This is a genomic window from Agromyces mediolanus (assembly GCF_044917495.1).
Classification (GTDB): Bacteria; Actinomycetota; Actinomycetes; order Actinomycetales; family Microbacteriaceae; genus Agromyces; species Agromyces mediolanus_B.
In genome coordinates this window covers 254848-269233 of the sequence record NZ_JAVSSI010000001.1, presented here as the reverse complement: position 1 = coordinate 269233, position 14386 = coordinate 254848, and the positions used below count along the sequence as shown (strand labels likewise).

Annotated in this window: 16 protein-coding genes; 4 read left to right on the top strand and 12 right to left on the bottom strand. The window is 73.8% G+C overall.

Annotated elements, in window-relative coordinates; all coding sequences use genetic code 11:
* Nucleotides 1–6 precede the first annotated feature (6 nt).
* Nucleotides 7–948, top strand: coding sequence for a DMT family transporter (locus ROT00_RS01305; protein WP_404771743.1), 942 nt, complete (start codon nt 7–9; stop codon nt 946–948).
* Here the strand turns inward: ROT00_RS01305 and ROT00_RS01300 are convergent.
* Nucleotides 927–1829 carry an endo alpha-1,4 polygalactosaminidase gene (locus tag ROT00_RS01300; protein WP_404771741.1) on the bottom strand — a complete coding sequence of 301 codons (903 nt, stop codon included), beginning with the start codon at nt 1827–1829 and terminating at the stop codon, nt 927–929. The genes ROT00_RS01305 and ROT00_RS01300 overlap by 22 nt on opposite strands.
* Before the next feature lie 214 nt (nt 1830–2043).
* Between ROT00_RS01300 and ROT00_RS01295 the strand changes: the two genes are divergently transcribed.
* Nucleotides 2044–2880: a BtpA family protein gene (locus tag ROT00_RS01295; protein ID WP_404771739.1), complete on the top strand. Its 837-nt coding sequence runs from the start codon at nt 2044–2046 to the stop codon at nt 2878–2880.
* Nucleotides 2881–3075: 195 nt separating this feature from the next.
* Nucleotides 3076–3753, top strand: coding sequence for a GntR family transcriptional regulator (locus tag ROT00_RS01290; RefSeq protein ID WP_404771738.1), 678 nt, complete (start codon nt 3076–3078; stop codon nt 3751–3753).
* A gap of 133 nt (nt 3754–3886) precedes the next feature.
* Here ROT00_RS01290 and ROT00_RS01285 read toward each other — a convergent pair whose 3' ends face one another.
* The 11 genes from ROT00_RS01285 to ROT00_RS01235 form a co-directional block, all read right to left on the bottom strand.
* The gene (locus ROT00_RS01285) at nt 3887–5224 is read right to left on the bottom strand and encodes an MFS transporter (protein ID WP_404771736.1); all 1338 of its coding nucleotides are present in this window, start codon (nt 5222–5224) and stop codon (nt 3887–3889) included.
* A 126-nt stretch (nt 5225–5350) separates the two neighbouring features.
* Nucleotides 5351–6337, bottom strand: coding sequence for a nucleoside hydrolase (locus ROT00_RS01280; protein WP_404771734.1), 987 nt, complete (start codon nt 6335–6337; stop codon nt 5351–5353).
* Between the two features lie 94 nt (nt 6338–6431).
* A complete protein-coding gene (locus ROT00_RS01275; protein WP_404771733.1) occupies nt 6432–7109 on the bottom strand; it encodes a substrate-binding domain-containing protein in 678 nt (225 codons plus the stop codon).
* Nucleotides 7106–7759 carry a class II aldolase/adducin family protein gene (locus ROT00_RS01270; RefSeq protein ID WP_404771732.1) on the bottom strand — a complete coding sequence of 218 codons (654 nt, stop codon included), beginning with the start codon at nt 7757–7759 and terminating at the stop codon, nt 7106–7108. The genes ROT00_RS01275 and ROT00_RS01270 overlap by 4 nt, the downstream gene beginning before the upstream one ends.
* The gene (otnK, locus tag ROT00_RS01265) at nt 7756–8982 is read right to left on the bottom strand and encodes a 3-oxo-tetronate kinase (protein WP_404771730.1); all 1227 of its coding nucleotides are present in this window, start codon (nt 8980–8982) and stop codon (nt 7756–7758) included. The genes ROT00_RS01270 and otnK overlap by 4 nt, the downstream gene beginning before the upstream one ends.
* On the bottom strand, nt 8979–9647 hold the full coding sequence (locus ROT00_RS01260; protein ID WP_404771728.1) for a hypothetical protein: 669 nt from the start codon (nt 9645–9647) through the stop codon (nt 8979–8981). The genes otnK and ROT00_RS01260 overlap by 4 nt, the downstream gene beginning before the upstream one ends.
* Nucleotides 9644–10450 carry a hydroxypyruvate isomerase family protein gene (locus ROT00_RS01255; RefSeq protein WP_404771727.1) on the bottom strand — a complete coding sequence of 269 codons (807 nt, stop codon included), beginning with the start codon at nt 10448–10450 and terminating at the stop codon, nt 9644–9646. Before ROT00_RS01255 ends, ROT00_RS01260 begins: the two co-directional genes overlap by 4 nt.
* Complete coding sequence (locus tag ROT00_RS01250; RefSeq protein ID WP_404771726.1) at nt 10447–11433, bottom strand: phosphoglycerate dehydrogenase; 987 nt, start codon at nt 11431–11433, stop codon at nt 10447–10449. Before ROT00_RS01250 ends, ROT00_RS01255 begins: the two co-directional genes overlap by 4 nt.
* Nucleotides 11430–12215, bottom strand: coding sequence for an NAD-dependent epimerase/dehydratase family protein (locus ROT00_RS01245; protein ID WP_404771725.1), 786 nt, complete (start codon nt 12213–12215; stop codon nt 11430–11432). The genes ROT00_RS01250 and ROT00_RS01245 overlap by 4 nt, the downstream gene beginning before the upstream one ends.
* 25 nt (nt 12216–12240) lie before the next feature.
* Complete coding sequence (locus ROT00_RS01240) at nt 12241–12981, bottom strand: MBL fold metallo-hydrolase (RefSeq protein ID WP_404771724.1); 741 nt, start codon at nt 12979–12981, stop codon at nt 12241–12243.
* Between the two features lie 111 nt (nt 12982–13092).
* A complete protein-coding gene (locus ROT00_RS01235) occupies nt 13093–13758 on the bottom strand; it encodes a GntR family transcriptional regulator (RefSeq protein ID WP_404771722.1) in 666 nt (221 codons plus the stop codon).
* A gap of 112 nt (nt 13759–13870) precedes the next feature.
* On the opposite strand from ROT00_RS01235, the gene ROT00_RS01230 reads away from it, so the two are divergent.
* The gene (locus ROT00_RS01230) at nt 13871–14386 is read left to right on the top strand and encodes a hypothetical protein (RefSeq protein ID WP_404771720.1); all 516 of its coding nucleotides are present in this window, start codon (nt 13871–13873) and stop codon (nt 14384–14386) included.

Below are 14386 nucleotides of genomic sequence, written 5' to 3'. Positions count from 1 at the left end.
CACTGCATGACCACGATCCCGTCGACGCCCACCGCTCCCGCCGGCACCCGCTCGCGGCGCTGGTGGGCGCTCTGGCCCGGGCTCGCCGCGATGGCGCTGCTCGGCAGCAGCGTGGCCGTCATCGACGCGACCCGCGGCCTCCCCGTGTTCGCGCTGCAGTCCGCGCGCTACGCCGTCGCCGTCGTCACGATCATCGTGTTCGCGCGGATCCTCGGCGTCCGCCTCGTGCTCCCCGGGCTCCGCGACCTCGGCTGGGTGCTCGGCGGGGCGGCGACCGGCCTCGTCGGGTTCAACCTCGCGACGATCGTCGGCACTGCGCACGCCGAGCCGGCGTTCCTCGGCGCCGCGGTCGGCTGCATCCCGCTCGTGCTCGCGCTCGGCGCGCCGCTCGCCGCCGGGCGGCGCCCCTCCCCCAGACTCATCGTCGGCGCGGTCGTCGTGAGCGCGGGGGCGATCGCCGTGACCGGCTGGGGGCGGGCCGATCCCCTCGGTGTGCTGATGGGCGTCGCGCTCATCGCCGGCGAGGCGGGACTCACGCTCTTCGGCGCCCGGGCGCTGCCGCGGATGGGCGCGTGGAGCTACTCGGCGGCGACGTGCGCGATCGCCGCGCTCGTCTTCGGCATCCTCTCGGCCCTCGTCGAACACCCCGACCCTGCTGCGCTCGCGAGCCCGACCGCGCTCGCCGCGATCCTCTACCTCGGCGCGATCGCGACCGCCCTCGCGTTCGTGCTCTGGTTCACGGGCATCGGCCGGCTCGGCGCCGACGCCGCCGGGCTCTGCGCCGGCACGGCCGCCCCGACCGCGGCGCTCATCGCCGCCGGACTCGGTGCCGCGCTGCCGTCGCTCGGTGCCTGGCTCGGAATGGCGGCCATCGCCCTCGGCCTGGTGATCGGCTTCGCCCCGGCGTTCGCATGGGGCCGCCGACGTCAGCAGAGCTCGAAGACGTAGCCCTCGTCGCCGGGGACGCCGAGCGGGCGGTCGCGGAGCACCATCGAGCGCGGCGCGTCCGGGGTGGCGCAGAGCTCGGCGAACGGCTCCGGGAGCTCGTCGACGTACTCGATGTCGATGACGTGCTCGCCGTAGACCGCCGCGTACGCGCCGCATTCCTCGTAGGCGGCGCACTCCTCGGTGACGGCGAAGTCGAAGCCGGCACGCTCGCGCAGGAGCGCGGCGTCCTCCGCGGCGTTCTTCTGCCCGGCGGCGAGGCCCGCGTCGTGGGCTGCGGAGACGAGCAGCCGGGCGAGCTCGGCCGCGTCGTCGAGGCGCAGGGCACCGCCGGAGCGCGTGTAGCTGTCGAGGTTGTCGAACTCGACCGCGTCGTAGCCCGCCTCGGCGCAGCCGACGATCCAGGGTTCGACGATCGCGGCGATGGCGGATCGCCGCTCGGGCGTCGAGTGGTCGAGCAGCGCCTCGTCGGGCCAGTCCGGGTCGAAGACCGGTGCGCCGTCCTGCTGCAGCAGGAGTTCGGCCGGCCAGTCGTCGAGCTCGCCGGGCTGGGTCTGGAATCCGTTGACGTAGCAGATCGAGTACCGGCCCTCCGCGGGCGGGGCGGAGCGGTCGCGCGCGACGATGCCCACTCCTTCGGCCGGGTCGTACGCCCCGCCGAGCTGGTAGTCCGGCGCCGCGCCCGGCGGCGGGAGCGCGACGCCATCGGGCACCACTGTCGCGGCGCCCGGCGAGGCCTCGTCGCTCCCGGTGCCCGACGATGCGTCGTCGCCCCCGGCGCCCGCCGCGCACCCGGCGAGCACCAGCACGAACGCGACGGCGAGGAGCATCCCTCCGGCGCCGGGCGCCATCCCCCGGCCCGCTCGGCCCCCGATCCCACGCATGCCGCAACCCTAGCCGCACTGCTTGACTTCGCCTTCAAATCCAATATTATTTGAAGTAGCGGGACTGGAACGGCCGGTCGACAGGCATTTCCCACTCGCGCCGCACTCGCGGCACCCCCGGCGCCGACGGCACCGGGCGGAAGAATCCGTCGACGCAGCGTCGCCCGGCCGAGGTCGTCCGCACGCTCGCGTCCCATCCCCTAGGAGCACTCGCATGAGCTACCCCTACCTCGACCGCTTCAACGGCGTGTTCGGCGGCAAGGCCCCCGTCATCGGCATGGTCCACATGTACGCGCTGCCGGGCGCGCCCGCCTTCTCCGGCGACCTCGACGACGTCATCGAGCGCGCCGTGACCGACGCGAAGACCCTCACCGAGGGCGGCGTCGACGCGCTCCTCGTCGAGAACTTCCACGACTACCCCTTCTACCCCGTGACCGTGGAGCCCGAGACCGTCGCGGCCGCCGCCGTCGTGGCCCGCGAGGTGCGCCGAAACACGGAGCTGCCGATCGGCATCAACATCCTGCGAAACTCGTGGAAGGCCTCGCTCGGCATCGCCGCCGCGGTGGACGCCGAGTTCATCCGGCTGAACATCCTGACCGACGCCTCCGTCACCGACCAGGGCATCATCAACAGCGAGGCGCACCTCGTCGCGCGCTACAAGAAGCACATCGGCGGCGAGCACATCCTCACCCTCGCCGACCTGCTGACGAAGCACGCGCGCCCCCTCGTCGAGCGCCCGGTGCCCGTCATCGCGGCCGACATGCTGCACCGCGGCGGCGCCGACGCCATCATCCTGGCCGGCGACGACACGAGCATGCCGCCGAGCCTCGACCGGCTGCACCAGATCAAGGACGCCATTCCCGACGCCCCGATCATCCTCGGCTCGGGCATGACCGCGAAGCACGCCGCCACCTACGCGGAGGTCGCCGACGGCGCCGTGTTCGGCTACGGCTCGAAGCCGAACACCGACATGGACCTGCCGGCGAGCGGCGAAATGACCCGCGAGTTCGTGCAGCTCTGGCACTCGGGCCAGGCGGCGAAGGCGGCCTGAGCCCAGTCCGTCCACCCGTTCCAGTCCTGGGCCCGCGCCGATCCGGCGCGGGCCCAGCGCCGTGCGCCGAGCCCGCGCGCGGCCGAGCCGATCGGCCGGCGACGCGATAGGTTCGAGCAGGCACGTCAGCCGAGTCCCGGAGGAGCCCGAGTGAGCGAAGAGCGCGTCCCCCCGTCGCGGCGGAGATCCACGCGCGTGCCGTACGCCGACCGCGCGTACGACGCGCTCCTCCTGCAGATGATCAGCGGCGAGCGGGAACCGGGCGACCGGCTGAACGTTGGCGCCCTCTCCCGCGAGATGGAGCTGTCCGCCACGCCGATCCGGGAGGCCCTCGCGCGGCTCGAGCCGACCGGCTTCGTGCTCCGGCATCCGCTCCGCGGCTACGAGGTCGCGCCGCTCCTCTCCCCCACCGAGATCGGGCAGCTGATGGATGCCCGCCTCCTCTTCGAGCCGAGCTTCGCCGCGGAGGCGACCGCGAAGGCCACCCCCGAGTTCCTGGCCGGGCTGCTCGCGAGCATCGAGACGATGGAGCGCGCGGGCGCGCTCGCCGACCCCGAGACCCTGAGGGCCAGCTGGATCGCCGACGAGTCGTTCCACAGCCTGATCAGCGCGCAGACGGGCAACCCGTTCACCCAGCGCGCGTTCGCCGCGCTCGGCAGCCAGCTGCAGCGCTTCCGCCTGAGCGGCCGCGCCGGGCGCACGCACGCGCTCGAGGCCGCCGCCGAGCACCGCGGCATCTACGACGCCATCCGCGACGGCAACGGCGACCGCGCCGTCGGGCTCATGCGCGCCCACCTCGAGGAGGCCCGGCGCCGCACGCTCGCCGACGAGCGGGCGACGCCGGCCGACGGGCCGCAGCACCGGGCGCACTAACGCACTGAGCGCACTCGCGCACTGAGTACGCCCCGCCCGGCGCGACGCCCGCCCGCCCGCCCGCCGCGCAGACGAACGCGCCGCCGGCCCTCCGCGGTTCACGGAAGGCCGGCGGCGCGGCCGGTGCGGATGCTTAGTCGGCCTGCTTGCCCTTGAAGACGCCGTTCTTGCGCTTCGCCACGAGGTAGAGCCCCACGCTGATCGCGCAGAGCGTCGCGACGTAGAACGGGAAGACGTTCCCGAGGCCGATGCTCTGCAGGTAGACGAACAGGTAGGAGGCGGTGCCGCCGAAGAGCGCGACGCCGATGCCGTAGCCGAGGCCGACCGCGGTGCCGCGGAACTGCTGCGGGATCATCAGGTTCGCGACGGTGCTGAAGATCGTGAGGTTCAGCAGCAGCACGAGCGAGCCGCCGAGGAGCACGCCCGCGAGCGGGCCGACGCCGTTGCCCGTGTAGAGCAGCACGAGGAAGATCGTCGGGATCGCGAGCAGCCGGCCGAGCACGAACCAGCGGGAGAGGTCCCACTTGTCGAGCACGCGGCTGAGCACGAAGGCGCCGACGGTGAGGATGACGCCGAGCGAGGTCGACACCGCGAAGACGCCCGTCGGGTCCTCGCCGTAGGTGCCGGTCGCGATCGACGGCAGGCCCGACAGCCAGGTGTAGTTGTAGGCCTGGATGGCGCCGACGATGAAGACGACGGCGAGGATGCTGAGCCAGTACTTGCGCACGCCCTTCCAGACCTCGCTCGTCTGCTTCCGCGTGGTGACCGCGCTGCCGTCGGCGACGCTCGAGGCGGCGGGCAGCGTCTCCGGCAGGGTGCGGCGCAGCCAGAGGACGATGAAGCCGAGGAGGCCGCCGAGGATGAACGGCACGCGCCAGCCGTAGTCGGCCATGCCCTCCGGCCCGATAAGCGAGCTCGTGACGAAGGCGGTGAGCGGGGCGAGCATGTTGCCGAGGTTGTTGAAGGTCGCCATGAAGCCCGCGACGTAGCCCGGGCGGTCGGGCACGAGCTCGACGCCGTAGGCGGCGCCGAGCGAGCCCTCGATGCCGGTGGAGAAGCCCTGCATGATGCGGCAGAACAGCACGATGACGCCGGCCCAGATGCCGAGGGTCTCGTGCGTCGGCAGCACGCCGATGACGAGGCTCGCGGCCGCCGTGACCGCCACGGCCCCCACCATGACGGGCTTGCGACCGAGCCGGTCGGCGACGAGGCCGAACACGACGCCGCCGATGGGGCGGACCACGAAGCCGACCGCGAAGACGGCGAGCGAGTTCAGGGTCGCGGCGACCGCGTTCTCGCCCGGGAAGAACGCCTGTCCGATGTAGACGGACAGGAGGCCGAACATCGCCCAGTCGTACCACTCGAGCGCGTGCCCGGCGCTCAGGGCGAACAGCTGCTTGGCGTGCCCTGGCTTCCGGACGGGCGAGGCCTCGGCGCGGGACGCCGGCGCGGGGTCTTGGAGTTTCGACATCGGGGGGAGCTCCTTCGCTCGGTGCCACCTTCGCAGATGCGGGGTGAGGTTGTCGGTACAAAATAGTATAGCGAGCGCTATAGGATTTGTGCGAGGGTTTTCCGCACCAGTTCGAGGGCGCTGCGATCAGCGCCACGGCAGCGGCCGGCGGAGCGTCTCCCCGATGAGCTCCAGCACGCCGTCGAAGTCCATGTCGAAGATCACCCGGTGGATCGGACGGGTTTCGCCCTTCACCGGGTGCACCCCGGCGAGGAACCGCTCCCCCGTCTCCTGGTCCTCGAAGGTCTGCAGCGGGCGCTGCACAGCACCGGCGACGAGATCGGGACGGAGCAGCGTCGCGACCGCGAGGCTGTCGTTGATCCCCATCACCCGCGCGGTGTCCGGGCGGCCGTAGGAGCGCGAGTAGAAGCCCGCGTAGTCGTGGCTGATCGCGGTGATCAGCTCGGCCGGCGGCGACTTCGTCTCCGCGGCGAGCTCGAGGAAGAAGTCCTCGGGCACGAGCGCCTGCCGGGTCACGTACGGACCGCACCATGTGACGTTCCCCTCGTGGCTCGCGACGATCTCGGCCGCATCGATGTCGAAGGAGACGTTCGGGTCGCGGGAGACGCGGAACCGCCGGTCCGCCCACGGCTCGGTGTCGTGGTAGAGCGCCGGGCCCAGCGTGCCGACGATCGTCGTGCTGCGGAGCCGCTGCAGGAGCCGCGGGTCCTGCTGGAGCGCCTTCGCGAGGTTCGTCTGCGGCCCGAGCGCGAGGTAGTCGATCTCCCCCTCGTGCTGCGCGACGAGGTCGAGCAGGATCGGGATGCCGTTCGGCTCGGCCGGCACGCTCGTCTCGGGGCGGAGGCCGGTGTTGCCGAAGCCGTCGTCTCCGTGCACGCCGGAGGAGAGCTTCAGCTCCTGCTTCAGCGGCACGTCGGACCCGCGGTACACGGGCACGTCCTGACGGCCGCAGGTGTCGAGCACGTAGCGCGCGTTGTCGGCCGCACGGTCGCCGTGGCAGTTGCCGAAGACGCTCAGCACCGCGAGGATCTCGACCTCGGGGTCGGCTGCGAGCAGCATCAGCGCGAGGGCGTCGTCCACACCGGTGTCGGTGTCCACCACTACTTTCCTCATGATCCGTTCCTTCTGTTCTCTCGTTCTCGTTCGGCCTCGGGCAGTGGTCTGGATGCCGGCGCCGCCGCCTGGTGCTGCGCGGGCCGGCAGGGGTTCAGGGCGCGCTCAGGCCGACGGCCTCGAACGCGAGGAGCGCCCGCTCCCCCGCGAGCGAGCCGGCGAAGTCGCGCGCGGCGGCAGGCGCGCCGGCGCGCGCGCCGATCGCGAAGCGCGCGTACGACTGCAGCCCGTGCGGGATCGGCTCCACGAGGTGGGGGCCGGGCACGGAGCGGAGCTCGCTCACCTGCTGGATGGCGAACTCGGCCCGGCCGTCGACGACCGCCTCCGCGGTGAGGCCCGCCGGGAAGCGCACCGCCCGCTCGTCGATGCGCTCGAGGAGCCCGCGCTCGCGGAGCACGCCGGCGAAGTGCAGGCCGCTCGCCCCGGAGAGCGAGTAGGCGACCGCGCGGGACTCCAGCAGCCGCGCGAGGAACGCCTCGGCCGAGGCATCCGCCGGTCCCGTCGTCTCCGGCAGGCGCGCGACGCCGACCGCCGACACCGCGATCTCCGCGACCGCCGCCGGGTCGAGCACGCCGGACTCGGCGAGCTCGACGACGGAGCCCGCGACCCCGAGCACGAGGTCGGGGCGCTCGCCGGCGGCGATGCGCTCGAGCAGCACCGTGGTGGGCTCGAAGGTCGCCTCGACGCACTCGCCGGTCTCCGCCTCGAAGGCGGGGATGAGCGCGTCGACGAGCGGCTGGCGCACGACGAGGCCGCTGTAGAGGGTGATCATGCGGCGGGGGTCCTTCCGTCTGCGGGCGGGCGGGCGAGGGCGGCGACCCGCTCCGGGGTGAGGGGCGCGGTGCGGTGCCCGGCCGTGATGAAGAAGAGCTGGGCCGTGTGCTCCAGCTCCTCGAGCGCGTCGAGCGCTCCGTCGAGGTCGGCGCCGGCGACGACCGGTCCGTGGTTCCGCAGCAGCAGAGCGCTGCTCGCGGCGGCGGCCTCCTCGACGAGGGCGGTTCCCGAGGCATCCCCCGGCGCGAGGTACGGCAGGAGGCGCAGGCCGCCGACCCGCATCGCGAAGTAGGCGGTGAGCGGGGGCAGCGGCTCGACGGGGTTGAGCCCGTCGAGGCAGGACAGCGCGGCCGCGTACGGCGAATGGGTGTGCACGACCGCGTTCAGCTCGGGCCTGGTGCGAAGCATCGCGAGGTGCAGGAACGCCTCCTTCGTCGGCCGGGGCCCGTCGAGGCGGCGGCCGTCGGCGTCGAGCACCGAGAGGGCGTCCGCCTCGACCTCGCCGAGGCTCACCCCGGTCGGCGTGAGCAGGATGCGCTCGCCGTCGCGGACCGCGAGGTTCCCCGTGCGGCCGTGGCTGAGGCCGCGCCGGTGGATGGCGTGCGCGACGCGCTCGACGGCGCGGGCCGCGGCGCCGGCGCCGTTCATGAGCCGGCTCCGGCCACCTCGACGAAGAGCTCCGGCTCGCCGAAGTTGCCCGACTTCAGCACGAGGTGGAGTTCGCGGCGCGGGTCGTGGATCCAGGGCGCGCCGAGCGCGGCCTCCTCGCCGACGACCGCCGTGCCGACGCCGAGCGCGCGGACGACCTCGCCCGAGGTCTCGCCGCCCGCGATGAGGAAGCGCTGCACGCCGCGCTCGGCGAGCCCGTCGGCGACGAGTCCCGCGGTGCGCTCGTAGAGCTCGCCCGCGCCTGGGAACTCGGCGTCGCGCTCGGCCGCCGGACTCGAGGAGTAGATGAGCGCGGATGCCCCGTCCGGCTGCGCGTCCCACCAGGCGAGCGCGTCGGCGGCGAGCCGCTCCGCGGTGTCGTCGCGCCCGGCGCGGAGGCGGTGGCTCGGCGCACCGGTCTCTTCGAAGCGGGCGATCTGCTCCAGCGTGCGGCGCGAGCAGCTGCCCGCGATGATCGCGGTGCGGCCGGCGGGCGGCGCGCTCGCCGCACCGTGCACCGAGGGACGGCGCCTGGCGAGCGCGCCGATGAGTCCGGCGGATCCCGCGGCCAGCGGCGCGGCGTCGATCGCCTCCGCGATGGTGTCGAGGTCGGCTTCGGCGACCGCGTCGGCGACGAGGTGGGCGATGCCGGATGCCTCGGCCGCCGCGACGGCCTCGCGCACCGCCCCGGCGCCCGCACGGACGACGTCGAGCGGCAGCAGGCCGACCTCGCCCGTGACCTGCGGGGCGAGGAGCCGCGGCACCGAGGAGTCGCGCATCGGCGTCACGGGGTGCTCGCGCATGTGCGTCTCGTCGAGCGGCACATCGCCGACGAAGAGCCGCCCGCGGGAGACCGTGCGGCCGTGCAGCGGCGCCGCCGGGGTCGTCACGACGAGGCCGGCGCCCAGTTCGGCCGCGAGCGCCTCGGTGACGGGGCCGATGTTGCCCTCCGCCGTCGAGTCGAAGGTCGAGCAGTACTTGAAGTACAGCTGCCCGGCTCCCGCCGCGCGGAGCGCCGCGAGGGCGTCGAGGCTCTGCGCGACCGCCTCGGCGACCGGGATCGAGCGGGTCTTCAGCCCGATGACGATGGCATCGGCAGCCATGTCCGCCCGGTCTCCGTCGAGCGCGGCCGTCAGTGACAGCAGGGTGCGGAGGCCCGCCCGGCTGAGCGCGGCCGCGACATCCGTCGCCCCCGTGACGTCGTCGGCGATGACGCCGATCATCGGTCGCGCCCCGCGATCTCGGCGGCGAGCCGGCTCGCGGCCGCCCGCGGCGCATCCAGCACCGGAACGCCGAAGCGCTCGGCGAGGGCCGCGGCGGCCGGGGCGAGCGAGAACTGGGCGAGCACGATCGCCTCGTAGCCGGGCTCCGTGCCGTCTATCGCGGCGGCGAGAGCGGCGGTCAGCTCGCCCTCCGGCTGGGGCTTCGCGGCGGCGGGCACGACCAGCGTGTCGAGCGCGGTCGCGACGCCCGCCCCGGCGAACGCCTCGCCGAGCCGGGCCGAGCTGTCGGCCGCGGCCGAGTCGAGGGAGGCGACGAGCAGCACGCGGCCCGCGCCGAGCGCGACGGCCTCGGCGAACAGCGGGCCGTCGGCGGCGAGCACGGCGACGCCGTCGGCCGCCGGGTCGCGCAGCTCAGCACGGGCGCCGTACTGCGAGCAGGTGAGGAGCACGCCATCGGCGCCCCCCTCGATCGCGAGCTCGATGAGCCGGTCCATCCGGGCGGCGAGCGGCGCGGTGATCCCGCCCTCGCCCTGCGCGTCGGCGAGCAGCCGGTCGTCGAGCAGGTTCCAGACCGTGCCCTCGGGGAACTGCGCCGCGACGGCCGCCGCGGCGGGCCCGATGGCGAGCGGCGTGGCGCTGATGAGCGCGATCCTGGTTCCGGTCATCGTGCGATCCTCTCCGTCCAGCCGAGCCCCTCGACGGTGCCGGCGACCGGCCCGTACTCGAGTCCGATCCAGCCGCGGTACTCGCTCGCGGCGATGTGCGCGAGCACGCGCTCGTAGGCGATCTCCCCCGTCCCGGGCTCGCCGCGGCCGGGGTTGTCGGCGATCTGGATGTGCCCGATGCGGGGCACGAGTCGCTCGAAGCGCTCGATCACGTTCCCGCCGTCGACCTGCGCGTGGTAGACGTCGAAGAGGACCCCCACCGTCTCCGGGTCGACGGCCTCGGCGACGGCCGCCGCGGTCTCCATCGTCGCGAGCCCGTAGCGGGGCTGGTCGCGCTTGTTGATCGCCTCCAGCACCAGGCGGATGCCGGTGCCGCGGGCCTGCTCGGCGGCCCAGCCGATGTGCGCGACGTAGCCGGCGAAGGCGAGCTGCGGGTCGGCGCCCTCCGGCCGGAGCCCGGCCATGACGTGCACCACGGGGGCGCCGATCGCGGTCGCGTACTCGAGCGCCTGCACGACGCCCGCGCGGAACTCGGCCCCGGCGCCCGGCACGAAGCCCGCGCCCATCGCGGTCGCGGAGCCGGCGGGCCCGGCCGGGGTGTTGATGAGCGCCTGGGCGAGCCCGGCGCCGTCCAGCAGCTCGCGGATGCGCTCAGCCGGCAGCTCGTACGGCGAGGCGTACTCGACCGCGGTGAAGCCGGCGGCCGCGGCCGCGTCGAAGCGCTGCTCGAAGGGCAGCTCGGTGAACATCCACTTGAGGTTCGCGGCGAGGCGCACGGGCCCCGCGGCGGTCTCGACGATCACGCGGGCACCCCCTCGTAGCCGGGGTTCACGACGAAGCGGGGCGCGCCGGCGCCGCCGAGCACGTCGATGACGTTCGCCGCCGCCATCCGGCCGGACTCGCCGCGCGCCTCGCGGGTCGCCCCCGCGACGTGGGTGGTCGCGAGGATGCCGGGGGTGCTGAGCAGCGGGCTGTCGGCGGGCAGCGGCTCGGTCGCGAACACGTCGAGCGCGGCGCCGCCGATGATGCCCTCGCGCACGGCGTCGACGAGGGCGTCCTCGTCGACGATGCCGCCGCGGGCGGTGTTCACGAGCACCGCGTCGCGCTTCATCGTGCGGAGCCGGGCGGCGTCGATGAGGTTGCGGGTCGAATCGTCGAGGAAGAGGTGCAGGGTCACGAAGTCGGACTCCGCGAGCACCTCGTCGAGCTCGGCGCGGCGGATCCCGTTCGCCGCGGCGAAGGCCTCGTCGAAGTACGGGTCGTAGGCGAGGACCGACATGCCGAAGCCCGCCGCGATCCCGGCGACGGCCTTGCCGATCGAGCCGAGGCCGAGGATGCCGAGCGTGGCGCCCGCGAGCTCGCGCCCGGTGAGCTGCTGCCAGCTGCCCCCCGCGAGGTTCCGGATGTTCTCCGGCACCCGGCGCGCGACGGCGAGCATGAGCGCGAAGACGTGCTCGGCGACCGCCTGGCGGTTGGCTCCGGCGGTGATGCAGACGGGGATGCCGCGCGCGGTCGCAGCCTCGAGGTCGACGCTGTCGTAGCCGACGCCGGTGCGCACGATGAGCTCGAGGCGTTCGGCGGCGGCGAGGTGCTCGGCGGTGAGGGGCAGCGTGCCGGCGATGACGGCGCGCACGCCGGCGAGGAGTTCGGCCCGTTCGGCGTCGCCGAGCGCTCCGAGGTCGGGCACGTGCCGGGTCGTGAGCCCGGCGGCGCCGAGCATCAGGTCCACCTCGTCGCCCGGCTGCAGGAAGGCGGTCGTGATGAGGACGTCGGCGGTGGCGGTCACCAGATCCCTCCCTCGTAGTCGGCTGCGGTGAAGGCCCCGCCGTGGAATGCGGGCACGGACTTCGCCCGGTCGACGGCGTCGGCGTGGTCGGCCGCGTCGTCCTTCGGCCGGTAGCCGATCGCGGCCCACCCGGCGTCGGCGTTCCACCAGCGCTCCGAGTTCGCGGAGGTGCCGTAGACGACCTGGCAGCCGACGGGGCCGCCCTCGATCGCGCAGCGCACGAGCTCGACGCCGTCGGGCCAGCTGAGCCAGAGGGCGAGCTGGCGGACGTCCTCGGGCGCGGGGCGGAAGGTGCCGATGCGGAGGAGCACCGATTCGACGCCCCACTTGTCGTGGTAGAGGCTCGCGAGCGCCTCGCCGAAGGCCTTGGAGACGCCGTAGTAGGTGTCGGGGCGGAGCGGTGCCAGCTCGTCGAGCACCTCGGAGGCGGGGTGGAAGCCGACGATGTGGTTGGAGCTCGCGTACACGACCCGGCGGACACCCGCCCGGCGCGCCGCCTCGTAGACGTGGTAGGTGCCGTCGATGTTCGCCCTGCGGACCGCCTCGTACGGCGCTTCGTCGGCGACGCCGCCGAGGTGCACGATCACGTCGACGCCCGCGGCGGCCTCGGTGAGCCGGTCGAGCTCGGCGAGGTCGCCGAGGACGAGCTCCTCGCCCGGGAGCAGCTCGCCCTCCGGGGCGCGGCGGGCGTAGAGCACGACCCGCTCGTAGCGGCCGGCGAGGCCCTCCCGGATCACGCGGCCCATGCGGCCGGTGCCTCCGGTGTAGAGCACTGTGGTCATCGTCGTCCTTTCGTCCGCATCGGCGTCAGCCGATGCTCCGGTCCTGCTCGCCCGAGGCGTCGGCGAAGTAGCCGATCTCCGCGCGCTGCGGTCGTACCCGCTCGACGGCGCCGTCGACGAGCGCGAGCCCGACGTCGTGGCCGGGGACGAGCACGCCCGAGGTGTCGGCGAGCAGCGAGCGCAGCCGGTCGATCGTGGCGGTGCTCGCCTCGTCGTCCATGCTGGAGTCCGCCCGGAGCGTGGTCAGTTCGTGGAGGTTCTTCACCGAGTCGCCGGCGAAGACCAGGCGGTCGTCGCTGCGCTCGGCGAAGAAGGCGAGGTGGTGCGGCGTGTGGCCGGGGCTCGCGAGGGCGTGGATGCCGGGCAGGACCTCCTGCCCGGGGCGCATCCGCTCGACGCCCTCCCGGCGGCGCAGCAGCTCCTGCACGTGCAGGTCGGGGATGAACTTCGTCCCGGCGGGCTGCTCGGCGGCCCAGGCGAGCTCCTGCTCCCCCACCCAGGTGGTCGCGTTCGGGAACATCGTGAAGTTCGCGACGTGGTCCCAGTGCAGGTGGGTGATGAGCACGTCGGTGACGTCGGCCGCGGTGAGGCCGAGTCGATCGAGTCCCTCGTGGATGAGCGGGATGTACGCAGGCTGCCCCGCGTCGATCAGCACGCGGCGCTCGCCGTCGTCGAGCAGCCAGAGGCTGCTCCAGCCGAAGGCGCCGTGCGAGGCCGATTTACCGGGGAAGCCCTCGACGAGCGGCGTGGCCGTGTACCCGCTCATGCTGCGGTCACCGCCCCGACTGCCGTGCGCTCCATCGCCGCCTCCTCAAAAATAGTATGGACTATAGTATTGCACAATCGAACGAGCAGGACTGACGACCGATCGAGCGTCTCAGTCGCCGAGCAGCCGTTCCGTCGCACCGATCACGTGCGCCCGCATCGCCTCGGCCGCCGCCGCCCCGTCTCCGGACGCGATCGCCTCGTAGATGGCCGTGTGCTCCGGCGCCGCGCGCCGGGCCCCCGTGCGGCCGAACTTCGAGAACAGCCGGAAGCGCTGGATCTGTCCCCCGAGGGCCGCGTACGCCATCTCGAGGAAGCGATTGCCCGCCTGCGCGGCGATGCACATGTGGAAGCGGTCGTCCGAGCGCCAGTACAGGTCGAAGCCCTCGGTCTCGACGTCGGCGAGCTCGGCCGACTGGTGGAACTCGTCGACCGCTTCGCGGAGCTCGGCGAGGAACGCGTCGGTCTTGCGGAGCGCCGCCTGCTCGGCGAGCTTCGGCTCGAGGAGGAGGCGGGCCTCCATCAGCTGCTGCACCTCGCTGCGCGTCATCATCGGCGCGACGCGGTAGCCCCGGAGCGCCTCGCGCTCGACGAGGCCGGTGTGCTCGAGCCGGGCGAGGGCCTCCCGCAGCGGCGTCTGGCTCACGTCGAGCTCCCGCGACAGCGCGCCGATGTTCAGGCTCTGGCCGGCGCCGCGCTCCCCCGACATGAACTGCTGCAGCAGGACGTCGTACATCTGATCGGCAATCGGCCTCTTCGTGGGTGTCCGCTCGATCATCCCCTCAGTGTAGGGCCCCGCCCGCGGTCCGGAGCGCGATCTCCGCCGGGGCGCGCCGCCCGCGGACAGGGCCGTGGAACGCCCGGTGACGCCGCTCGGGTAGCGTGCAGGCATGGGGGAAGCGCGCCGGTCGTTCTGGCGGATCGCCCTGCCGGTCGGCGGCGTCGTCGTGCTCTGCGGGGTCGTCTGGGCGGCGGTGGCCGTCACGCAGGCGCAGCAGACGCGCACCGTCGCGGAGCATTCGGCGGCGGTCACCGCGCAGCTCGACGCGATCGAGGCGACAGTGCCCGCGGCGAGCGCGCTCGACCGCACCGACGAGGTGATCGTGCAGCCCTGCCCGCTCGAGGGGCGCGGCGAGCAGACCGTGCATCGGCGCAGCGTCGAGCTCGATCCCGGCTTCGACCGGGTGGCGTGGGCGGCCTCGCTCGGCGACGCCTTCCCCGAGGAGGAGGGCTGGCAGCGGCGGGTGAAGCCCCTCGACAACCGGGAGGATCTCGGCATCCGCCTGGTTGGCCGCGAGCTCATCACGGTCGAGATCACCGCCACCGGCGACGACGAGCGGGCTCGCCTCACGATGCGGGCGACGAGCGAGTGCGCGAGCGCGGAGGACGACGATGCGACGCGGTGA